The following is a 21,484-nucleotide window of genomic DNA, read 5'->3' as shown; positions in this document are numbered from 1 at the left end:
CATACAACTACAAAATTTCTACAAATTCCAATGGTATTTTTGCGCCGTAGTAGAAAATCAAAATGAAAGGATTGTTGTGAACCATAAATTTACTTTACTCTTCTTAATGCTGTTATTGACCGGTTTTGCTTTTGCCCAGAGGCCCGGCCATTTGAACAAAGCCGATGTTCAGGGGGTGATTTATGGGCTTGTTTTCGATGATGAGGCGAAAGTGCCCATTGAATATGCCAATATCATATTGTACCATAAAAAAGACAGTACCCAGGTTACGGGTACGATTACGGATAAAGACGGTTATTTTAAACTGGAAAACGTACCGGGAGGACGGTATTATCTTGACGTGGATTTTATCGGTTACGACAAAATCCGCATTAATGATGTAAAAATCACGCCCCGCAATAGAGAAGTGGTGCTCGGCGAGATCTTTTTAGAGCCCGTTACCATGTTAAGCGACGCGGTGGAAGTAGAAGCCGATCGCGTGCCCATTACCTATCAAATCGACAAAAAAGTGATTAATGTCAGCGAGCAGGCCACGGCGCAGTCCGGTACGGCCGTTGACGTGCTGGAAAACGTCCCCTCGGTTGATGTGGACATCGACGGCAATGTTTCGTTAAGAGGCAGCGGAAAATTTCAGGTTTTGATCGACAGCCGTCCGACCATTTTAGAGCCCAGCGAGGTGTTGCAACAAATTCCGGCCAGCTCCATTCAAAATATCGAGATCATTACCAATCCGTCGGCCAAATATGATCCAGACGGCGTTTCGGGCATCATCAATATCGTGCTTAAGAAAAATAAATTAAAAGGCGTCAGTGGGATGATCAATGCCAGCGCCGGCACCTTTGGGCGATACGGCGGCGATTTTCTGGTAAGCTACCGTAATAAACGGTACGTCTTCAATGTGGCCATGGACTACAACCGGCGCAATTTTCCTGGCGATCAGAGGCTCATCCGCAACACCGAAAGCGGCGGCCTCACCGTTTACAATGAGTCCAACGGCGACACGAAATGGCAAATGGTGCCTTACGGTATGCGGGCATCGCTGGATATCCATCTGGGCCACTGGGATGTGCTGAGCATTGGCGGACGTATTGGCAATCGCAGCATGGAGCGCACTTTCAGCCTCAATTACAGAGAATGGACGTCGTTGGACGTGAATACGGTTGATTCCTATCTGAGCGAAGACACCTGGCAACGTACCGGAGATTATTATTCATTCAATGTTGACTATCAACACAAATGGCCGCAAAGAGGCCGGGAGTTCACGGCGCAAATTATCTATGATTATCGCACCGGCGATGAGGAGTCGATCAACGAATTGTTCCTGCCTGGCGGCCAGTTAACGGAACGCCTGAAATCCGAGGAAAATGGCCCGGCTGAAGGCTGGCGGATTAAGGCGGATTACACCCATCCCTTTTCAGAAACGACTAAATGGGAGGCCGGCTACCAGAGCCGCGTGCGCCAGTCGAACGAAGACAATAAAATTTTTCAGTATGATTTGAACCAGCAGATTTATGTATTGCAGCCGGAATTCAATCATCACGCCGAATATGTACGCAACATTCATTCGTTGTACACCACCTTTTCTTCCAGATGGCAAAAACTGGGCTACCAGATCGGCTTGCGGGGCGAATACACCTTCCGCACCATCGGGTTGAGGGACTCGGCCGAGGCTAAAATCGATCGATTGGATCTTTTCCCGACGGCTCATTTTTCTTACGAAATCGCACAGGGGCGGCAAATTATGGCCAGTTACACCAGGCGAATCAATCGCGCGCGCGGTTATTGGCTTGAACCGTTTTACACCTGGGTGGACGCCTACAATATCTTTAGAGGAAATGCGGGCCTCAAGCCGGAATACATCGATTCCTATGAATTAGGGCATCAGTTATTTTTTAAGCAGACTCTGGTTTCGCTGGAGGCGTTTTATCGCGTTACCAACAACAAGGTGGAGCGCGTGCGTTCGGTGTATCCTTACAAAGAAAATGTCATCTTGCACACCTTTGAAAATGTTGGCAAAGATTACGCCCTGGGCGGCGAGCTACTGATCAATCGGGATTTTTTCAAATGGTGGAATATCAACTACATGGCTTCTGTGTACCAGTATAAAGTAGAAGGACGGTTGTTGAACCAGGACTTTTCGCGCGAGAGCTTTAACTGGAGCCTGAGGTTGAATAACGATTTCCGTCTCGGTAAAAATACACGCTTCCAATTGAGCTTGCGCTATCGAAGCCCTACCGTTACCTCACAGGGACGAAGCGAAGGTTTTGTGAGCGGCAATGTGGCTATTAAACAACAGCTGCTTGATCGCAAACTCTCGCTTACTTTACAATTAAGAGATATGTTCAACACCATGCGTCACGAATACACCTCACAGGGAAGCGGTTTTTACTACTATCGTTATGTAGATTTCCCTTCGCCCATGCTGTCGCTTACGGTTTCTTACATTTTTAATAATTACAAAAAGGAACGAAAACGCGCCAATGGCAATGGCATGGATGACATGGGCGGCGAAGGCGATATGTTTTAAAAACCTTTGAATAAAACAAGAAGGTAAAGAAAAATCCTCATTTTATGCTGGCGGATTCGGCGTAGTCCGCCAGTTTTTGTTTGATGACAAAGCAGCGACGGAAATCCTTCGCAACTACTTTTTTGCGCCGACCTTCAACTTTGAACCATGATTTGCCTGATTTTGGGATTCCCATGATTTTCTTTTTTTGTTTTTAATCTTCCGTCAGAAAATTGAGAATGGCCTTTCCCTGAGGCACAAAATCCAGGCAATCCTTAAATCCAAATAATCAAGGTTCAAAAACCAACATTCAATCATTCAACCAATAAACCAAACAGCTACAGCCAGCTAAAACCCGTTTTTTGTTCAATCTCTTTAAAAGGAGAATAGGCGGGCTGTTCGGCATTTAAAAATTGATGAATGAATGTGGGGTGACCGCTTTTGATGATTCGCTCCGGCTGGTTAAGCGCTTTTAAGATGCGGCTTTCCAGGTTTTGCGCTTTTTTACCCCACAAAATAAAATAAGGCTGTTCGGGCAGCGAAGCAAAGGATTGAATTAGCGCCTGGTGAAATTCATGCCAGAATAAAAAATGTTGTTTTTTATCTTTGTTTGAAGAAAAGGTTAACGCCACATTGACCAGCAGCGCTCCGTTTTGTAGCCAGCGCTCAAATAGATCGGCGGGCGATTTCAATCCATGCGCCCGGGCAATCTCGCGGCATTGGGCAATTGGCGTGTGGTAAGTAGCCAGTCCGCGAGCCACCAGTAATGCTTTTAAAATGTTTTTCATGGAATTGCCGGCCGTTCGATCGTCCCAGGAACGGATTTCTTCATCCCAGAAGGCCACGCCGTTGGCGCTGGTTAAGCGCGGATAAGGATCCTCGCCGTAAAGTACGCAACAAACCCTGTGCGGCGGGACGCGGTGAAAGACGCTGAAGATTTTTTCTTTTTCTGGAATAATTTGAGAAAATTGCTTAATAAAACGTTCTAACTCATTGTAAAAAGCGCGTACATCCAGAACCGGCGTTAACAATTTCTCCCAATCCGCTGGCAGTCTCACGCTGAGTCTCCGAAATTAAATGCAACCGCTTTAAATTTCGATTAAAATCTTAAACGGCGCAAAAAATAATTGAGGAAGATTAACCGCCTTTCAGCGCCAGACACCTGAGTTGGCTTTCGAATTTAGAAGAGCGTGGCAAAAGCCCGATTTAAAAATGATTGAAGGCGCCAGAGCGATGCGCATTGGCCCTGAATTGTTTTTTGCAAAACACGCCGGCGCCGCTAAATCAATCAACAACGCTACAGGAGCCTATTTTTTAAAGTCGTACCACAGCTCAACGCCTGTGGGAAAAATAGGTTTGCGCGTTTTTTTCAGAAAATAGGAGACCCAGATGCTACCGCTAAGAGATTGTTCATTTGTACGATTGTACCGGAAACCGGGCGTAAGATTGATCATGGGCAAAATTTTGCGTTTATCCGGATCCGGCGGGCTGACGATCAGGGCAAATTCGGCGCCCACTTTCGTTTGCCATTTACCCTGGCCAATAAAATAATTGTAGCCGGTGGTAAGCGCAAAGGGAAATTTTTTCCCGGGTATCAGAAGGGGAAAAAACGTTACCTGCACATTTTGATTGCTGTCAAAATAGTGTTGAAACTTCAGACCGAACATTAAGTGTCCACTTAAAACAAAACTAACGCCGATCCGATTCTGGCCGCCGGCAAAAGCAGAATGTCCTGTAATAAAAATGGCCAAAAGCGCCGCTAAAAAAATTTTGCTTGAGCTTTTCATTTTGCGCTCCTTGTTTTAAGTTGTTGCCATATTAAAACAACGCCGCTGCTCAGCAAGGGCAGGGGAACCAAAAAATACATTAGCAAGCGAACATAAAAATCCAGCCGCAGCCAGCCCCTGAAAAAAAAGGTCAAACCAACGGCAAACAAAATAAAGATTGTTCCGCTGATCAAAATCTTTTTCCTGAACAGCAAAATTAAAACCAACAACAATAAAAAAGGCGAAATTTCCACCAGGCCCTCAATACTCAATCCGTGTGATAGTACCACAAACAAAAACCAGACGCCAAACCAGCCGTAACCGATCCAGAAAGCCACACGCTCCGCCTGGTAATTTTGATACAGGCTGATCGTCACTTTAACCAGCAGCGGAATAATCAACAGGGCATAGGCCCAGGGCGGCGGATTTTGCCCCTGCGCAATAAAATCTCGCATCATGACGATCACCAGCAGAACCAAAAACGCGTAAAAGGCCAGGTGGCTGGAAAAATGGCTGATTTGCAACTGCCTTTCGTCCAGATCGGTAGCGGGGTGGAATTCGCGAATTAAGGGGGAGATGAGCACAATGAAAAACAGGGGAATAAGAACCGCAAGCGGAAGCCCATTGCCGACCATGATGAGTAAAATCAAAAGCAAAAGCCACACACTTTTTAAAAGACTGATTTTTTGTTTCATGAGGCGTCCTCCTTTGTTTCAGGGAGTTCATCTTCATCTAATTCAAAAAGGTCGTCAACCTTTATCTGAAATACGTGGGCAATTTTTAGAGCAAGCTTTACGGAAGGATTAAAACTACCTTTTTCGATGGCGATGATGGTCTGGCGGGCAACGTTGACTTTTTGGGCCAACTGCTGTTGCGTCATTTCATTGTTGATGTGCCGGTAGTAACGGATTTTATTTTTCATGATAAAACCCTGCATTTGTAAAACCATGAACAATGTAATGAATAAATTACATAATGTCAAGTATTATTTACATTGGTCTGAAAAAATTATGGTTTGGGGAAGAGAGAAGATGGCGCAATCAGCGAGGTTGCACCGCCTTAAGCGAGGTGGGTATTTTTAGTTGAATGGTTTAATGTTCACCGAAACTCTCATGTCTTACAGCGTTAAATAAGGACCGCCTGCACTGGCTGCCTGCACTGGCTGCTTGCACTGGTTGCCTGCACTGGTTGCCTGCACTGGCTGCTTGCACTGTGTGCCTGCACTGGATGGATGCAGGGGGTGAGGACAATTCAAACTATTTTTAATTTAAAACATTCTTTGCGACTTCTCTATGCTCTCTGTGGGTGCTTAAATTCCTGCGAAAATGTTTTTGGTTGCTCTGGACCTCCCAAAAAAATGTGGCCAATGGATGAAGCTATGCCTCTTTTGCTTAAAAATAGACGGTCAGTCCCAGACGCAGGGATACCGGAGAAAATGTCCAGCTTGTGCGTACGTAATCGGTTTTTTCACCGGGGGCATAGTAGTCGCGCTGGCGTTTAGTATCACTGCGTTCGTAATAGAAATCCATACCATAGTCCATGTTCAGGCTCATTTGAGAGTGGAAAAACCACTCCACGCCGTACACGGCACGCAAGCCCAGATTAATCGTATTTCGCTCTTCGCTGCTTGTGCCCGGTAAGTAGCTTTCTTTTTCCTTTGTGACGCTTTTGGACGTCGCGTAAGATACGGTAGGGCCAGCTCCGACGTAAAATTTAATGGGTTTGTCGGGCTTAAAATATTTAAGCAGCAGTAGATTGATCCCGTATTGGCGGGTTGTGACATCCACATTGGTGTCTGTGGTGATGCTGTCCGGCCTTTCAGAGTATGTTAAATATTTTTTTGTATCGCTCTCCGTGTCCTGATTTGCCCCGCTTAAACCGACGCGCAGGGCGTAGTGATTATTGAAGTGGTATTTAAAGGATATCAGATTTCCGTAATAAGGGCTGAAACTTAATAAATCAACCACCCCAAACTGCAGGGCGTACTTTGGGAATTGAAAATTTTGCTCCTGAGCGAACGTTACGCCGGAAGCGGTAAGCAAAATCAGCAAAATTTTTAAAACGCGCATTCTTTATTCCTCCTTCTAAAAATAAAGACTTAAGAGAATGGTAATGGGTTTGCTGTAGAATTGTTGATTCGTTTGCTCTACTTTTTTGATGGCATTGGGGGGTAGCTGATAGTCATAAGTAAAAACACGATTTTCAAAGCGCAGCCCATATTCTAATTCCACGCTAAAGTTGGGTTTAACAAACCAGGCCACGCCAGCGATGAGCTGCAAGTTCCAGATCTGCAGTTCATATCTGGAGTTAGCTTCTTTTTGCTTTTTATAAAAGATGCCTACGCCCCCGCCCAGGTATGGTTTGACCGGCTTTCCGCCATTCAGATAGTACAACGCATCCAGATTGGCGCCCAGCCCCCGGTAGTACTGGTAGTCTTTCCACCGCCTGGTAACGAAAAGTGTATCTGTTACTTCGCTCTCGCTGTGACGATCGATGTAGGTCGGTTCAATGCCCAGACGCAGGGCCAGCGCAGGCGACAGGTGATGCTGCAGAGAAAGCGCGCCGCCGTAAAGCGGGCCGAGATGGATGATGCCGTTGAGATTGGTCAGTTGTAATTGCAGCGCGTTGGCAGAGGAGGGAGGAGTGTTCTGGGCAAAGAGCAATTTAAAACAAATAAGAAACAGAGGGAAAAAAAACCTGAACATGCTTTATCCTCTAAAAATCTATCTACAACAAGAATATTCAAGCTTGTTTTGCTAACGGTTTGAATGGTACACTACCGTAAGTTAAATGTCAGCCATTTTAAAATCAAGAAAAAAAATGATACATTTAAATGTAGAAGAAGACAGGGACGTTTAGGATACTTCCTCTAGAAGATCTAGTCCCGCATTGGTAGGATTTGAAAATTTTTGTGCCGCTGGGGTGGCTGATTAGTTGAATGGTTGAATGGTCGCCGGTCTTGCACTCTTCTTCCCGCTTTTGCTAAAAATAGCCAGGGCTGGAATCACTTACACTGTTGGAAATAATCTTCCACGCTCAGCCTTCCCTCTTTTAGGATACTTCATGTGGAAGATCTAAAGGAAAAGCGTTTGAAAATTTTTGTGCTGCTTTTAAAAACTCATCCCCCGTCCATGGATTGGTTGAATAATTGATTAGTTGAATGGTTGAATAGTTTGTCTGTTATTTCAAACCTGTTTCTGCAAATGTGGCGAATTCCTATCACCGTTAATGTAGGGGCGAAGGATTTCCAAGAACAATTCAGCGTTGGTAAGCATTAATCTTTAGTGATATAAAAAAGTGCTCTGGAAAAAATGAGGTTAGAAATCCTTCGCCCTTACAAGTACGGTCATTCCTGATCTTTTGTCTGGTAGTGAGGATCGAGCGAGCAAGGGTAATTTAATATAAAATATTCTTTGCGCCCTTTGAAGCTTCTCTGGTTGCTTGAAATAATTTTTCTGCGATGATTGGCTTAAGCTGCAAGAAAATGACTCTGCGCGCGTTGCGGCTGCGCTGCTTTTAAATAAAAAAATCTCCTTAATAAACAGGGATTTCGCCGATTCGCGCGGATAATCTTTTTTTCTGTCAATTTTCAATAATCTTTCTGACAAACAGAGTAGCCATTTTTACTTTTTTAAAAAGTCAATTCCAACCATTCAACCATTCAACTCTTATATTTTTTCCCCTTCCCTCAATACTCCGATTTTTCACCGGAGCCGTTGGCCACAATGGCCACGCTGGCGCTGGCCCCGATGCGCGTTGCGCCGGCTTCCACCATCTGGCAGGCCTCTTCGTAGCTGCGCACCCCGCCGCTGGCCTTAACGCCCATCTGGCTACCGACCACCTTGCGCATTAAAGCCACGTCCTTCACCGTTGCCCCGCCTTTGCTGAATCCGGTGGAGGTTTTAACGTAGTTGGCGCCGGCAATTTTGGCCAATGTACAGGCTTTAACCTTTTCTTCGTCGGTCAGCAGGCAGCTTTCGATAATCACTTTAACGATTCGTCTGCCCGCGGCCCGCACCACCGAGCGAATGTCGTGTTCGACCAGCTCGTAATCCCCGGATTTTAACGCGCCGATGTTGATTACCATGTCAATTTCATCGGCGCCCTGCTGGACGGCCAGCTCCGTTTCGCGCGCTTTGACTTCCGGAAAGGTGGCGCCCAGCGGAAAACCGACAACCGTGCACACTTTTGGCGAGTGGCCGCGCAGCTTTTTGTAAACCAGCGGCACCCAGGTGGGATTAACGCAAACCGACGCAAAGCCAAATTCGATGGCTTCGTCGCAAATTTTTTCGATTTCCTGGCGCGTGGCGTCCGGCTTTAAAATGGTGTGATCGATCCAGCGTGCCAGCTCGCGTTTGGGCGGGCAGGTCGGTCCCACCGCGCCGATTCGATTGGCGCCAAAGGAGATCAATTCATCCGCGGCATCGTAAGAGAACGGTCGAATTGCACCAACGCCGGATAAATTGGACTCGGCAATGACCTGCGAAATAATGCGTTCTATGACTTCCGGAGTAATACTGGACATGGCGTTTTCCTTTTATTTTTGAGTGATTTCTTTCATGAACCGATCGGCCAGCTCCTCGGCCTCTTTCAATGTCGGCGCTTCGGCAATAACGCGCATGATCGGCTCGGTGTTTGATTTGCGTAAATGCACCCAACGGTCGTCAAAATCGATTTTCAAGCCGTCGAGGGTATTGATCTCCTGATCTTTATATTTTTCTTTCAGGCGCTCGATAATTTCATCCGGATTCAGTCCTTCGATGGACACTTTTTTCTTGACCATCTCGTATTGAGGCAGCGACGCTTTCAATTCCTTCATTGTGCCGCCGTGTTCCAGCAGGGCCTGCAGGGTTAAGGCCACGGCTACCGGCGCGTCGCGTCCCAGATGCACTTCCGGCAGAATAACCCCGCCGTTGCCCTCGCCGCCGATCAGAGCGTCTATTTCCTTCATCTTTTCCGCCACATTAATCTCGCCCACCTTGCTGCGCACGAACATGCTGTTGTAATAGCGGGCAATATCTTCCGAAGCGCGCGAAGTGGACATGTTAACCACCATGCGTCCTAATTGTTTACTGAACACCAATTTAGCGGCGATCGCCAGGGTGTATTCCTCGCCAATGGGATTGCCTTCGTTATCGACAATGGCGCAGCGGTCCACATCCGGATCCACGGCAAAACCAAGGTCGGCCTGATTTTCGCGAACTGCTTCGCAGAGCTGAATGAGGTTTTCCGGCAACGGCTCAGGCGTATGGGCAAAGCGTCCGTTTGCTTCCTGGTTGATGGCAATAACCTGGCAGCCCAGCGTTTCCAGAAGCTGTGGAATGATGCGTCCCCCGGCTCCGTTAACCGTATCCACGGCCACTTTGAACCTTCGTTTTTTAATGGCTTCTACGTCAATAAATGAAATGCTCAGCACTTTTTTGATGTGTCGCTCAATGGCCCGATCGTCAAAAACCACGTTTCCTAATTTATCCCAGGTTTGCAGCTGTTTTTCGTTTTGATCGGCCAGCCGGTAAACCTGCTCGGCGGCGGCAGGGGGCAAAAAACGGCCATCGGCGCCCATGAATTTCAAACCGTTCCACTGAATGGGATTGTGACTGGCCGTTATGGCAATACCGCCGGCAGCCTGGTGATGTTCAATTTCCAGCTGGACGGTTGGCGTGGGCACGATATCGATATCGACGACCTGGCAGCCGCTGGCGACCAGCGTGCCGCGCACCAATTCGGCAATAAACGGTCCGCTTACGCGCGAATCCCTGCCTAAAACAACTTTTCCTCCGTTGACGTATTTAGCAAAAGCCTGGGTGTAGCGGACGATGACCTCCGGCGTAAGGGTGGAGCCAATTTCGCCGCGCAATCCTGAAATAGAAACCATTAATCTGGACAATTTTATCCTCCTGAATTGCTGTATCTTGCAAAAATGCAATTTAAATTTACGGCGGTTTAAAAACAAGGGGAAAGAGGCAAAGAATGGAAAGGAAATTTTTACTTCGCTTGTTTTTAAGGTAGTTGAGTAATAATTTACAGAAAAAAGGTAAAAGACGGAAGCAGCCGTTGGTTATGGCGATGGCCATGTTGTTCCCGCGCTCCCTTCGGCTTCGCTCAGGGAGCGGGTGTGTACGGTTGCTGAGCGTAGCCGAAGTAACCGTTGATTGTGAAGGAACTTCCTGCGACTCCGCTCCATTCGGCTTCGCTCAGGGAGCGGGATTGTACGGTTGCTGAGCGTAGCCGAAGTAACTGTTGGTTGTGAAGGAACTTCCATTGACTTCGCTCCCTTCGACTTCGCTCAGGGAGCGGGTGTGTACGGTTGCTGAGCGTAGCCGAAGCAACCGTTGATTGTGAAGGAACTTCCATTGACTCCGCTCCCTTCGGCTTCGCTCAGGGAGCGGGTGTGTACGGTTGTTGAGCGTAGTCGAAACAACCGTACACAAACTTGTTTTAAATATAAAAACCGTGGGGCTCAACATGAAAGGCTACATGTACATTTTACGGTGTTCTGATGGTAGCTTTTACACGGGAAGTACCACGAATTTGGAGCGACGTTTGATCGAACATCAAAATGGAATGGGGGCTAATTACACCAAAAAACGCTTACCTGTAGAATTAGTTTATTTTGAAGAATACGATCGAATTGATCAGGCTTTTTACAGGGAGAAGCAAGTGCAGGGCTGGAGTCATAAGAAAAAACAAGCGCTAATTGATGGGAGAATAGAAAAGCTACACGAATATGCAGAATGCAGTAATGAAACACATTACAAGAAGCATAAAAGTTGAATGTGTTTTCTTTCAATTTTGTTTATTACGGCTCCGCTCCCTTCGACTACGCTCAGGGAGCGGGTGTGTACGGTTGCTGAGCGTAGCCGAAGCAACCGTTGATTGTGAAGGAACTTCCATTGACTTCGCTCCCTTCGACTACGCTCAGGGAGCGAGTGTGTACGGTTGCTGAGCGTAGCCGAAGTAACCGTTGGTTGTGAAGGAACTTCCATTGACTTCGCTCCCTTCGACTACGCTCAGGGAGCGGGTGTGTACGGTTGCTGAACGCAGCCGAAGTAACTGTTGATTGTGAAGGAACTTCCATCGACTTCGCTCCCTTTGACTACGCTCAGGGAGCGGGTGTGTACGGTTGCTGAGCGTAGCCGAAGCAACCGTTGATTGTGAAGGAACTTCCATCGACTTCGCTCCCTTTGACTACGCTCAGGGAGCGGGTGTGTACGGTTGCTGAGCGTAGCCGAAGCAACCGTTGATTGTGAAGGAACTTCCATCGACTTCGCTCCCTTCGACTACGCTCAGGGAGCGGGTGTGTACGGTTGCTGAGCGTAGCCGAAGCAACCGTTGATTGTGAAGGAACTTCCATCGACTTCGCTCCCTTTGACTACGCTCAGGGAGCGGGTGTGTACGGTTGCTGAGCGTAGCCGAAGCAACCGTTGATTGTGAAGGAACTTCCATCGACTTCGCTCCCTTCGACTACGCTCAGGGAGCGGGTGTGTACGGTTGCTGAGCGTAGCCGAAGCAACCGTACTCATGTGGAAAAATGCTTTCGATCACTATAGTAGGACTCTAACTCTAATTCAGGCAGCTGTCCTCACCCGCCAGATGATCGCACCAGTGCAGACATCCAGTGCAAGCATCCAGTGCAAGCAGCCAGTGCAAGCAGCCAGTGCAGGCACACAGTGCAGGCAACCTTGATTTGCTTTTTGTGCTCACAAAATTTCTCCAAAAATCGAGCGTGAACTTTCTCAAGCGAAAAAAATCAAATTATTCCTGTAATCCTATTAATCAAGGTTCAAAAACCAACATTCAACCAACAACCATTTCCCCCTGAATTTAAAGCCTATTTGCCGTATTATGTTTAATTAGGAATTTTCTCATTTTTTTTATAAATTATTCTGAGCGTCGTAAACCATTAAAAGCTAATCAATTGTGAAATCAAATTGAGGAAGGTATGAAGTCAATGCCCTTTAATCCTAAATCGGATTTGTCGCCTATTCCTTTTACCGAACGCGTTTGTGTGTTTGCCAGAAATTTAAAAGAAAACGGACTGGTGTGGGAACCGCATCCGGGTTGTTTTGTTTGGGATCCCACGCGCGCCATTAAACTCTCTTCTCCCTTTCCTAACGATATCTATTTTGTTTTAAATGTTGGTCACTTCGAAAAATTATTGGGAAACAAAGAAGCCATTCGTCGACGGCTGGTCTGGATACCTACCTGGTATCAGGCAAGATTGCTGCTGCAAAAGCTGGGCATTTCCGCCGATGAAATTAATGCTTGCTATTCTGAAGACCCTGAACAGGAATTACTCAATTTGTACACCAAAATTTTAAATGAATTGTAACCATTCTTGATATTAAATCCAGTGCAAGCCATTCGATTTTTCCATATCGGATGGCTTGCTTGTGTTTAAAATAGTTCCTTCGTAATATCTACCGCTTTTAGCGTGCGAAAGTTTTTGTGGTTGAATGGATGAATAGTTAAGTGGTTAAGTGGTTCAGCGGCAGGGGACACTCCGCGATTCTTCTGCTTTTTCAATGCTTGCAGAATTCGTTTCTCGCAGATCGCGCGGATTTTTTTTATTTTTCTGCGAGTATCTGAGGAAGCTGGCCGGGCGGGGTCAAGATGACAAATCAGCCTTTTTAGAGCGCTCATATCTTTAATTTTTAGAATTCTGGTGTCAGGTTTCTGTTTTCATAAATATGTTGAATAGATGGGACCGTCATGCGGCAATTTTATAGCAACTATTCAGAACACTTAAAAGAAACGCTGCGTCTGGCGTATCCGGTTTCTATTGCTCATCTGGGCCATGTTATGCTGGGCGTGGTCGATAGCATGATGGTGGGACATGTAGGCGCCGATCATTTAGCCGCCGCCTCGCTGGTAAATGGACTGGCGTTTCTTTTTCTGGTTTTCGGCCTGGGGCTTTCGCTGGTCATCACCCCGCTGGTGGCCATTGCCCGCGGCCAGAAAAATTTAATCGCCTGCGGGCAAATTTTGCAAAACGGTCTATGGTTCAACACCCTATTTACCATGGTCCTGTCTGGCGTCATCTATTTTGCCGCGCCTTTGTTAACCATGTTAAATCAGCCGCCGGAGGTGGCAAAACTGGCTGTGCCCTATGCCCAGATCATCGGAGTCAGTTTTATCCCATTCGTTATCTTTCAGTCGCAAAAGCAATTTTTAGAAGGCCTGGGTCTGACCAAACCGGCCATGTTTGTCATGCTGCTGGCCAACCTGGTCAATGTGCTGGGTAACTGGCTTTTGATCTTCGGCCACTGGGGATTGCCCGCCTTGCATTTGACCGGAGCGGGCATCTCCACGTTGATTACGCGCGTCGCACAGGCGCTGGCCTTGTTGTTTTTCATTGCGCTGGACAGGCGTTTTAAATCGTTTGAAATTTCTCTAAGCTTTAAAAAACTCAGTATGGCGCGCATCAAAGAAATTGTTCGTCTGGGCATTCCCACCGGTTTTCAGCATTTTTTTGAAGTGGGCGCCTTTTCCTTTTCGGCTGTAATGATCGGCTGGCTGGGCAGTAAACAGCTGGCCGCGCATCAAATTGCCCTGAGCATGGCTTCCATGTCGTTCATGATCGCGCTGGGAATTACCGCAGCCGGCACCATTCGCGTCGGGCATTTTCTGGGAAGAAACGATCCGCACAACCTGAAGCGCGCCGGCCTGACCACCGTAATACTATCCGTGGCGGTGATGAGCGCCTTTGGTCTGATTTTTATTCTTTTGCGCTACAAACTGCCCACGCTTTTTGTAAAGGATGAAGAGGTCATTCGCATTGCGGCTTCGCTTTTGGTCATTGCCGCGCTGTTCCAGATTTCTGACGGAACGCAGGCGGCGGGAATTGCCATCTTACGCGGCCTGACCGATGTGAAAATTCCAATGATTTTAAGCTTTATCGCCTACTGGATTTTTGGTCTGCCGGTGGGCTATGTTCTGGGATTTGTATTCAAGCTCCATGTAAACGGCATCTGGTTGGGACTGCTCAGCGGCTTAAGTTTTGCAGGAATTGTATTTTTGTTTAGATTTTACTATTACCTTAAAAAATTGCCGATCTCCGGCAAGCCGGCAGGGGCATAAAACCATCCGCCTTCTCTTTCACTGGATGCTTGCACTGTGTGCCTGCACTGGATGCTTGCACTGTGTGCCTGCACGGCTTTGTTGGCTGGCGGATAATGGATTAAAAATAAACCAAACAGGAGGAAATTTGATGGATAAAGACAATGCAGGCGTAAAGACCAGCAAAATAAAATTCTGCGATTTGCGGTGCGAGTTTGCTGATTTCCCAAAAGAGGAGGCCATCGACGGCTCGGCCAGCTGCCGTACCTTTCTGGCCCTGTGGTGTAAAAAATTAGAAAAACATGTGACCAAAAACGCGCCCTGTGAAGCAGAGTTCGGCGCGCGCCGGCCCAAAGCCAGCTTTTAAGGTCATTTCGATTCCCTCGCTGCAAACCATCCCTTTAAAAAATATGGCTCTGTCACGCCGCTCTCTTTAAAAAGAGAAAGCGAAAAGAAGGTAACCGGCGTTGAATAAAAAACAACGCCGATAAATTTTTTTACAACTTTTTTTAAAAAGTTATTGACAAATCCATATCATGCCCTTATATTTGGCGGAAAATTATTTAATGGGTTGAATAAATATGCAAAAAACAGCGCACAAAACGGCTTTCCCAATCCGGGCTTCTGTAGCTTCAGAAGTCAATGTGCGCATTTTGTCCGTCTTAAATCTTCACCTTTTAGATAACCTCCTTCTTCTCGGGATTATTATAATTAGCCTTATTCTTATCCTTATTATCGGCTAATAAACAAGTCAATCCCGAGATCATAAAAATCCATAATTCCCCATATTAAAAAATAACATCAGATTTCGGGATTGACGCCCGGGAAGCAGAAGTTTATCTGGAACGGAAACAAACGACAGGAGGAAGCAAATTTGCGTTCTGACCGGATTAAAAAAGGTGTGGAAAGAGCGCCGCATCGCAGCTTGTTAAAAGCAACCGGAGTCATCCAATCGGACGAAGATTTTCAAAAACCATTTATTGGCGTTGCCAATTCCTACACGGACCTGATCCCCGGCCACGTTCATTTGCACGAACTGGGCAGGGTGGTAAAAGAGGCCATCCGTCAGGCGGGCGGCGTACCCTTTGAGTTTAACACCATTGGCGTAGACGACGGCATTGCCATGGGCCACATCGGCATGCGCTATTCGCTGGCCAGTCGGGAGTTGATTGCCGACAGCGTGGAAACCGTGATTCAGGCGCACCAGCTGGACGGGCTGATTTGCATTACCAATTGCGATAAAATCGTTCCCGGTATGTTAATGGCCGCCGTCCGGTTAAATATTCCCGCCATCTTTATCTCTGGCGGGCCGATGAAAGCCGGTGTGTTGAATTCAGGGGAAAAGGTTGACCTTATTTCCGTTTTTGAAGGGGTAGGCAAAAGAATTCGCAATGAAATCAATGATGAACAACTGAAAGAATTGGAGAATCATGGTTGTCCTACCTGCGGTTCGTGCTCGGGAATGTTTACGGCCAATTCCATGAACTGCCTGCTGGAAGCGCTGGGCCTGGCTCTGCCTGGCAACGGCACCATTCTGGCTGTGGACCCGGCGCGTAACGAACTGGCCAAACAGGCCGGAAAACAGATCGTTCAACTGGTCAAAGACGATTTGAAACCGAGCGACATTCTTTCCGAGGCTGCTTTTGAAAATGCCTTTGCGCTGGATATGGCCATGGGCGGCAGCACCAATACCGTTTTACACACCCTGGCTGTGGCCCATGAAGCGGGTATTGCTTTTGATCTACACAAAATTAATGAATTGTCTGAAAAAGTACCTTACCTGTGCAAAGTGAGCCCGGCAACGCCTTTTGTGCACATGGAAGATGTGGATGCAGCCGGGGGCATCTCCGCCATTTTAAAAGAGTTGAGTCGAATAAACGGGCTTTTAAGTCTCGATCAGTTAACGGTTAGCGGTAAGACCCTGGGAGAAAATATTTCAACTGCGAAAATAAAAGATGAACAGGTCATCAGGCCCATTGAAAACGCGTATTCAAAGACCGGCGGCCTGGTGGTGTTGTTTGGCAATCTGGCTCCGGAGGGCGGCGTGGTCAAAACCGGGGCTGTTGACCCAAAAATGATGACGCACGAAGGCCCGGCCAGAATTTACGAATCGGAAGCCGAAGCGCTGCAGGGCATTGCCCGGCAGGAAATAGAAGCCGGCGATGTGGTGGTCATTCGTTACGAAGGCCCAAAAGGCGGGCCCGGCATGCCCGAAATGCTTTCGCCCACCAGCGCCATCATGGGCCTGGGCCTGGGCGATAAAGTGGCTTTGATTACCGACGGCCGCTTTTCCGGCGGTACGCGCGGCGCCTGCATTGGACACGTTTCGCCGGAAGCCGCCGATAGAGGTCCCATTGCCGCCCTGCAAAATGGCGATCGCATTCGCATCGACATTCCGAACCGTCGATTGGACGTCTTGATTCCCGAAAAAGAGTTGCAAAAACGATTGAACGGCTTACCGCCTTTTGAAGCAAAAATCAAAAAAGGCTACCTGGCCAGGTATCAGCAAAATGTAACCTCGGCCAGCAAAGGCGCAATCTTGAAAAATCCATGGGCTTAAAAAAAAGGAGCATTTCATGTCCCCTTCAAAGAATATGTACAACGGCGCAGAAATCTTTTTCGAAAGTTTGCGAAGAGAGAACGTAGAATACATCTTTGGCATGCCCGGCGGGGCGACCATTCAAATATATGAGCGGCTGTACGACATCGATTTTCTCAAGCACATCCTGGTGCGTCATGAGCAGGGCGCCACACACATGGCCGACGGTTACGCCCGCGCATCCGGCAAAACCGGCGTGGTACTGGTTACATCCGGACCTGGCGCCACCAATACGGTAACAGGCATTGCCACGGCTTATATGGACTCTTCGCCGATTGTTGTGTTTACCGGGCAGGTTCCCACCAACCTGATCGGCAACGATGCCTTTCAGGAAGCCGACATCATTGGCATTACGCGACCGATTACCAAACACAGCTTTCTGGTGCGCGATGTTAAAGACCTGGCTTCCACCATCAGAAAGGCTTTTTACATTGCCCAAAGCGGCCGACCAGGGCCTGTGGTAGTCGATCTTCCAAAAGATGTCATCAGTGCGGTTAGTTCTTTTGAATATCCAGAAAAGGTGGAAGTCCGAGGCTACAAACCCAATTACGAGGGCCACATCAATCAAATTAAAAAAGCGGCCAGAGCCATTGCCGCGGCCAAACGTCCTTTGCTGTATGTGGGCGGCGGGGTGGTTATGGCCGGGGCTTCGCAGGAATTGCGCGCCTTTGCCATCGAAAACCATTTGCCGGTGGCCATGACTCTGCAGGGCATTGGCGCTTTTCCGGGCACCAGCGAGTTGTCGCTGGGCATGCTGGGCATGCATGGCATGTACTGGGCCAATCAGGCCATTAACCATTGTGATGTGCTGGTGGCTCTGGGCGCGCGTTTTGACGACCGCGTGACCGGTAAGGTCGATACCTTTGCCACCAATGCCTACAAAATCCATGTGGATATCGATCCCAGTTGCATCGATAAAAATGTGAAGGTAGATGTGCCGATTGTGGGCGATGTGAAGCGCGTTTTGAAGACCCTGCGCCAGGTGATGCCCGGCAGGCCGAACACCGACGAATGGTGGCAGCAAATCAGACAGTGGCAGCAGGAATGCCCTTTAACCTACGAAAAACACGACGGTAAATTACGCACACAGTTTATCCTGGAACGATTGAGCGAAAAGACGCGCGGCGAGGCGGTGGTGGTTAGCGATGTGGGGCAACATCAAATGTTCATTGCTCAGTATTACAAGTTCAACCATCCGCGCTCGCATCTCTCTTCTGGCGGTCTGGGCACCATGGGCTTTTCTGTGCCGGCGGCCATTGGAGCGGCCTACGCCGTGCACGATCGCCCAATCATCTCCATTAGCGGCGACGGCGGTTTTGCCATGAACATGCAGGAATTGATCACCGCCAAAGCCAATAAACTGCCCATCAAATTCATGGTGATCAATAACAGCTTTTTAGGCATGGTGCGCCAGTGGCAGGAACTGTTTTTTGAGGAACGTTACAGTTTTACAGACCTGAGCGAACACAATCCGGATTATGTAAAAATTGCGCAGGCCATGGGCATTAAAAGTTTCCTGGTTACCCGGACGGATCAGGTGGACGCGACGCTGGAAGAAGCGCTCAATTACAATGACGGCCCGGTGTTTGTCGAATTTAGAGTCATTAAAGAAGAACTGGTCTTTCCGATGGTGCCGGCCGGCGCCTCGGTATCGGAAATGATCGTAGAACGGTTAAATCCACAGAGGATGTTGTAAGATGAAACATACCATTAGTATTTTACTGGAAAATCGCTTTGGCGCCTTTGACCGCGTGGCCAATCTGTTCAGCGGCAAGGGCTTTAACCTGCACAGTATCACCATCGGCGAAACGGAAATTAAGGACGTGATGCGCATGACTATTGTAACCTCCGGCGACGAGCAAATTGTCGATCAGGTGTTGAAACAATTGAATCGCCTGATAGATACCTTAAAGGTTGTCGATCTTTCGGAGCATGAACGCACCGAGCGCGAACTGGCTTTGATCACGGTTAATTACCAGAAGGGAAATTTACAGGAGCTAAAAAATATCTGCGATATTTTTCGCGGCAAGATTGTGGACATCAACAACAAATCGCTCATGCTGGAAATAACCGGGCCGCCGGCCAAAATCAATGCCGCGGTAAATGTGCTGATGCCCTTTGGAATTAAAGAAATGGCGCGCACCGGCACGGTGGCCTTAAAGCGCGGAGAGCAGCTCAATATCTCCAAACCGGATCTGGAAGCGGTTTAAAGGCAGGTATTCCCTCGTTCTCGCTTTTCGGGAGAGGAAGAATTAAAGGGGTGAGTTTAAGTAAACTCAAAACATGAAAAATATTTGAGATGGTGTAGGTTTTTCAAAACTTTCAAAAATTGATTAAAACAGAAAGGAAGAACATGAAGGTTTATCACGATCAGGATGCCAATCTGGATGTTCTAAAAGATAAACATCTGGCCGTTTTGGGTTTTGGCAGCCAGGGACATGCCCATGCCCTGAATTTAAAAGACAGCGGCATGAATGTTTGCGTGGGCTTAAGAAAAGACAGTAAATCGTGGAGTAAGGCCCAGGCGGCAGGACTGGCGGTGAAAGAGACGGCCGAGGCCGCTCAGTGGGCGGATGTGATTATGGTTCTGTTGCCCGATCAAACACAAAAAAAAGTGTACGAACAGGACATTGCGCCCAATCTCAAAGAAGGCGACACTCTGGCCTTTGCCCACGGCTTCAATATCCACTACCAACAAATTGTGCCGCCTCAAAACGTGGATGTGATCATGATCGCGCCTAAAAGTCCGGGCCACATGGTACGACGCACCTATCAAAGCGGTGTTGGGACGCCCTGTTTAATTGCCGTACATCAGGATTTTAGCGGACAGGCTAAAGAAAAGGCGCTGGCCTGGGCAAAGGGCATTGGCGGAACGCGCGCCGGGGTGATCGAAACCAATTTTAAGGATGAAACCGAAACCGATCTGTTTGGCGAACAGGCCGTACTTTGCGGCGGATCGGAAGAGCTCATCAAAACCGGTTTTGAAGTGCTGGTAGAAGCCGGTTACCCACCGGAACTGGCCTATTTTGAATGCTTACATGAAATGAAGCTGATTGTAGACCTGTACTACGAAGGCGGTCTGTCTTTTATGAATTATTCGGTGAGCGATACGGCCGAATACGGCGGAATGACGCGCGGCAAACGCGTGATCACTGAACAGACCAAGCAGAACATGCGCGAAATTTTAAAAGAGGTTCAGGATGGCTCCTTTGCCCGGGAATGGATCGAAGAGAATGAAAAAGGGCAGCCCACGCTTAAAAAATTGCGTGAAGAGTATGCCAACCACCTGATTGAAAAAGTCGGCAAACAATTACGGGCCATGATGCCCTGGTTAAAAGAAAAAAAGTAGGAGGTGCAATGCAAATCAAGATCGCAGTTTTACCGGGAGACGGCATCGGGCCGGAAGTGATGCGGGCCGCGCTTAAAACGCTTAAACATGTGGCGGAAAAATTTCAGACGGAAACACAATTTAGCGAAAATTTGATTGGCGGGGCGTCTTTTGAAGAATTTGGCACGCCATTAACCGAAGAAACGCTAAAGGCCTGCCTTGAGGCCGACGCCGTGTTGCTTGGGGCGGTTGGCGGTTACGAGTGGGAAAATCTGCCTCATCATTTAAAGCCCGAGGCTGCGCTGTTGCGTTTGCGCAAAGAACTGGCGTTGTTTACCAATATTCGTCCGGCAAAGGTGTACAATGCGTTCATCGATTCATCTTCATTAAAGGCCGAAGTTTTAAAGGGCACCGATTTTGTCGTATTTCGTGAACTGACCGGTGGAATCTATTTTGGAGAACCGCGAGGCTACGACGCCAACCAGGGCTGGAACACCATGATTTACCAGCGCTACGAGGTGGAGCGGATAGCGCGCCGCGCCTTTGAAATCGCCAGGCAAAGAAAAAAACGCGTTACATCGGTGGACAAAGCCAACGTGCTGGAAGTTTCGCAGTTCTGGCGCGAGGTGGTGGCCGATGTCCACAAAGCATTTCCCGATGTTGAATTAACCAACATGTACGTGGACAACGCGGCCATGCAAATCGTTCGCGATCCCGGGCAATTCGACGTGATCGTTACCTCCAACATGTTCGGCGATATTTTGTCCGACATTGCAGGAATGATCACCGGCAGCCTGGGCATGCTGCCTTCGGCCAGCCTGGGCGAAAAACATGCCCTTTACGAACCGGTGCACGGCTCCGCACCAGATATTGCCGGACAGAACAAAGCCAATCCCATCGCCATGATTGCTTCGGTAGCCATGATGTTTGCCTATTCGTTCCAGATGACCAGGGCGGCAGAACTGATCGAGCGAGCCATTGAAAAAACGCTGGAGCTGGGCTATCGGACGGCGGATATCTACCAGGCAGGTAATAAGCTGGTCTCCACCGATGAAATGACGGAACAGATTATTTACAATTTTGACGTTTTGTACCATGAAGAAGGACTGGGTGTTTTCACTCTTTAACCAGAGAATTTACCGCATGGAACCCTTTTAAAAGCATAAGACGCGATTAAACAATCTAACAGAACGTTATTAATTGAGGTTTGAGTTAAAAAAAAAGAA

General features: G+C 47.9%; 21 protein-coding genes. 10 read left to right on the top strand and 11 right to left on the bottom strand.

The window, feature by feature from the left end:
- Positions 1-76: 76 nt before the first annotated feature.
- Entirely contained in the window at positions 77-2,527 is a 2,451-nt protein-coding gene (locus Cabys_RS15030; protein ID WP_006926974.1) for a TonB-dependent receptor, read from the top strand.
- Positions 2,528-2,564: 37 nt separating this feature from the next.
- Here the strand turns inward: Cabys_RS15030 and Cabys_RS20120 are convergent, their stop codons facing one another.
- The 10 genes from Cabys_RS20120 to glmM form a co-directional block, all read right to left on the bottom strand.
- Positions 2,565-2,702, bottom strand: a complete 138-nt coding sequence (locus tag Cabys_RS20120) for a hypothetical protein (RefSeq protein ID WP_169833722.1) — start codon at positions 2,700-2,702, stop codon at positions 2,565-2,567.
- Between the two features lie 142 nt (positions 2,703-2,844).
- A complete protein-coding gene (locus Cabys_RS15025) occupies positions 2,845-3,564 on the bottom strand; it encodes a uracil-DNA glycosylase family protein (RefSeq protein ID WP_006926972.1) in 720 nt (239 codons plus the stop codon).
- Positions 3,565-3,813: 249 nt separating this feature from the next.
- Positions 3,814-4,293 carry a hypothetical protein gene (locus tag Cabys_RS15020; RefSeq protein WP_006926970.1) on the bottom strand — a complete coding sequence of 160 codons (480 nt, stop codon included), beginning with the start codon at positions 4,291-4,293 and terminating at the stop codon, positions 3,814-3,816.
- Positions 4,290-4,967 (bottom strand): hypothetical protein, encoded by a 678-nt coding sequence (locus tag Cabys_RS15015; RefSeq protein WP_006926969.1) that lies wholly within the window; start codon positions 4,965-4,967, stop codon positions 4,290-4,292. The genes Cabys_RS15020 and Cabys_RS15015 overlap by 4 nt, the downstream gene beginning before the upstream one ends.
- The gene (locus Cabys_RS15010; RefSeq protein WP_044281565.1) at positions 4,964-5,194 is read right to left on the bottom strand and encodes a helix-turn-helix transcriptional regulator; all 231 of its coding nucleotides are present in this window, start codon (positions 5,192-5,194) and stop codon (positions 4,964-4,966) included. Before Cabys_RS15010 ends, Cabys_RS15015 begins: the two co-directional genes overlap by 4 nt.
- A gap of 469 nt (positions 5,195-5,663) precedes the next feature.
- Positions 5,664-6,341, bottom strand: a complete 678-nt coding sequence (locus Cabys_RS15005) for an outer membrane beta-barrel protein (protein WP_006926967.1) — start codon at positions 6,339-6,341, stop codon at positions 5,664-5,666.
- 15 nt (positions 6,342-6,356) lie between these two features.
- Complete coding sequence (locus Cabys_RS15000; protein ID WP_006926966.1) at positions 6,357-6,977, bottom strand: hypothetical protein; 621 nt, start codon at positions 6,975-6,977, stop codon at positions 6,357-6,359.
- A gap of 612 nt (positions 6,978-7,589) precedes the next feature.
- Entirely contained in the window at positions 7,590-7,880 is a 291-nt protein-coding gene (locus Cabys_RS19885; RefSeq protein ID WP_150125341.1) for a hypothetical protein, read from the bottom strand.
- An 80-nt stretch (positions 7,881-7,960) separates the two neighbouring features.
- Positions 7,961-8,650 carry a deoxyribose-phosphate aldolase gene (deoC, locus tag Cabys_RS14995; RefSeq protein ID WP_044281564.1) on the bottom strand — a complete coding sequence of 230 codons (690 nt, stop codon included), beginning with the start codon at positions 8,648-8,650 and terminating at the stop codon, positions 7,961-7,963.
- 159 nt (positions 8,651-8,809) lie between these two features.
- Positions 8,810-10,159, bottom strand: a complete 1,350-nt coding sequence (glmM, locus tag Cabys_RS14990; protein ID WP_006926964.1) for a phosphoglucosamine mutase — start codon at positions 10,157-10,159, stop codon at positions 8,810-8,812.
- 578 nt (positions 10,160-10,737) lie between these two features.
- Here glmM and Cabys_RS14985 point away from each other — a divergent pair.
- Both Cabys_RS14985 and Cabys_RS14980 read left to right on the top strand, forming a co-directional pair.
- The gene (locus Cabys_RS14985; protein WP_044281562.1) at positions 10,738-11,046 is read left to right on the top strand and encodes a GIY-YIG nuclease family protein; all 309 of its coding nucleotides are present in this window, start codon (positions 10,738-10,740) and stop codon (positions 11,044-11,046) included.
- Between the two features lie 1,168 nt (positions 11,047-12,214).
- Complete coding sequence (locus Cabys_RS14980) at positions 12,215-12,604, top strand: hypothetical protein (RefSeq protein ID WP_006926962.1); 390 nt, start codon at positions 12,215-12,217, stop codon at positions 12,602-12,604.
- Positions 12,605-12,669: 65 nt separating this feature from the next.
- On the opposite strand, the gene Cabys_RS20115 is transcribed toward Cabys_RS14980, so the two are convergent.
- Positions 12,670-12,915: a hypothetical protein gene (locus tag Cabys_RS20115; RefSeq protein ID WP_169833721.1), complete on the bottom strand. Its 246-nt coding sequence runs from the start codon at positions 12,913-12,915 to the stop codon at positions 12,670-12,672.
- Positions 12,916-12,984: 69 nt separating this feature from the next.
- On the opposite strand from Cabys_RS20115, the gene Cabys_RS14975 reads away from it, so the two are divergent.
- From Cabys_RS14975 to leuB, 7 genes are all read left to right on the top strand, one after another.
- The gene (locus Cabys_RS14975; RefSeq protein ID WP_006926961.1) at positions 12,985-14,352 is read left to right on the top strand and encodes an MATE family efflux transporter; all 1,368 of its coding nucleotides are present in this window, start codon (positions 12,985-12,987) and stop codon (positions 14,350-14,352) included.
- A gap of 130 nt (positions 14,353-14,482) precedes the next feature.
- The gene (locus tag Cabys_RS14970; RefSeq protein ID WP_006926960.1) at positions 14,483-14,698 is read left to right on the top strand and encodes a hypothetical protein; all 216 of its coding nucleotides are present in this window, start codon (positions 14,483-14,485) and stop codon (positions 14,696-14,698) included.
- Between the two features lie 507 nt (positions 14,699-15,205).
- Positions 15,206-16,891 (top strand): dihydroxy-acid dehydratase, encoded by a 1,686-nt coding sequence (gene ilvD, locus Cabys_RS14965; RefSeq protein WP_006926959.1) that lies wholly within the window; start codon positions 15,206-15,208, stop codon positions 16,889-16,891.
- 16 nt (positions 16,892-16,907) lie between these two features.
- A complete protein-coding gene (gene ilvB, locus Cabys_RS14960) occupies positions 16,908-18,626 on the top strand; it encodes a biosynthetic-type acetolactate synthase large subunit (protein WP_006926958.1) in 1,719 nt (572 codons plus the stop codon).
- A 1-nt stretch (position 18,627) separates the two neighbouring features.
- Positions 18,628-19,140 carry an acetolactate synthase small subunit gene (gene ilvN, locus Cabys_RS14955; protein WP_006926957.1) on the top strand — a complete coding sequence of 171 codons (513 nt, stop codon included), beginning with the start codon at positions 18,628-18,630 and terminating at the stop codon, positions 19,138-19,140.
- A gap of 143 nt (positions 19,141-19,283) precedes the next feature.
- Positions 19,284-20,279: a ketol-acid reductoisomerase gene (ilvC, locus tag Cabys_RS14950; protein WP_006926956.1), complete on the top strand. Its 996-nt coding sequence runs from the start codon at positions 19,284-19,286 to the stop codon at positions 20,277-20,279.
- A gap of 8 nt (positions 20,280-20,287) precedes the next feature.
- Entirely contained in the window at positions 20,288-21,385 is a 1,098-nt protein-coding gene (gene leuB / locus Cabys_RS14945; RefSeq protein ID WP_006926955.1) for a 3-isopropylmalate dehydrogenase, read from the top strand.
- Positions 21,386-21,484 lie beyond the last annotated feature (99 nt).

Source organism: Caldithrix abyssi DSM 13497 (assembly GCF_001886815.1).
Classification (GTDB): domain Bacteria; phylum Calditrichota; class Calditrichia; order Calditrichales; family Calditrichaceae; genus Caldithrix; species Caldithrix abyssi.
This window is presented reverse-complemented; position numbering and strand designations above follow the sequence as displayed.

What these genes read in the sequence shown, in the direction of transcription:
- Cabys_RS20120 (WP_169833722.1), bottom strand. Translation starts at nt 2,702, where the DNA reads ATGGGAATCCCAAAATCAGGCAAATCATGGTTCAAAGTTGAAGGTCGG.
- Cabys_RS15020 (WP_006926970.1), bottom strand. Translation starts at nt 4,293, where the DNA reads ATGAAAAGCTCAAGCAAAATTTTTTTAGCGGCGCTTTTGGCCATTTTT.
- Cabys_RS15015 (WP_006926969.1), bottom strand. Translation starts at nt 4,967, where the DNA reads ATGAAACAAAAAATCAGTCTTTTAAAAAGTGTGTGGCTTTTGCTTTTG.
- Cabys_RS15010 (WP_044281565.1), bottom strand. Translation starts at nt 5,194, where the DNA reads ATGAAAAATAAAATCCGTTACTACCGGCACATCAACAATGAAATGACG.
- Cabys_RS15005 (WP_006926967.1), bottom strand. Translation starts at nt 6,341, where the DNA reads ATGCGCGTTTTAAAAATTTTGCTGATTTTGCTTACCGCTTCCGGCGTA.
- Cabys_RS15000 (WP_006926966.1), bottom strand. Translation starts at nt 6,977, where the DNA reads ATGTTCAGGTTTTTTTTCCCTCTGTTTCTTATTTGTTTTAAATTGCTC.
- Cabys_RS14985 (WP_044281562.1), top strand. Translation starts at nt 10,738, where the DNA reads ATGAAAGGCTACATGTACATTTTACGGTGTTCTGATGGTAGCTTTTAC.
- Cabys_RS14980 (WP_006926962.1), top strand. Translation starts at nt 12,215, where the DNA reads ATGAAGTCAATGCCCTTTAATCCTAAATCGGATTTGTCGCCTATTCCT.
- Cabys_RS20115 (WP_169833721.1), bottom strand. Translation starts at nt 12,915, where the DNA reads ATGAGCGCTCTAAAAAGGCTGATTTGTCATCTTGACCCCGCCCGGCCA.
- Cabys_RS14975 (WP_006926961.1), top strand. Translation starts at nt 12,985, where the DNA reads ATGCGGCAATTTTATAGCAACTATTCAGAACACTTAAAAGAAACGCTG.
- Cabys_RS14970 (WP_006926960.1), top strand. Translation starts at nt 14,483, where the DNA reads ATGGATAAAGACAATGCAGGCGTAAAGACCAGCAAAATAAAATTCTGC.
- ilvB (WP_006926958.1), top strand. Translation starts at nt 16,908, where the DNA reads ATGTCCCCTTCAAAGAATATGTACAACGGCGCAGAAATCTTTTTCGAA.
- ilvN (WP_006926957.1), top strand. Translation starts at nt 18,628, where the DNA reads ATGAAACATACCATTAGTATTTTACTGGAAAATCGCTTTGGCGCCTTT.
- ilvC (WP_006926956.1), top strand. Translation starts at nt 19,284, where the DNA reads ATGAAGGTTTATCACGATCAGGATGCCAATCTGGATGTTCTAAAAGAT.
- leuB (WP_006926955.1), top strand. Translation starts at nt 20,288, where the DNA reads ATGCAAATCAAGATCGCAGTTTTACCGGGAGACGGCATCGGGCCGGAA.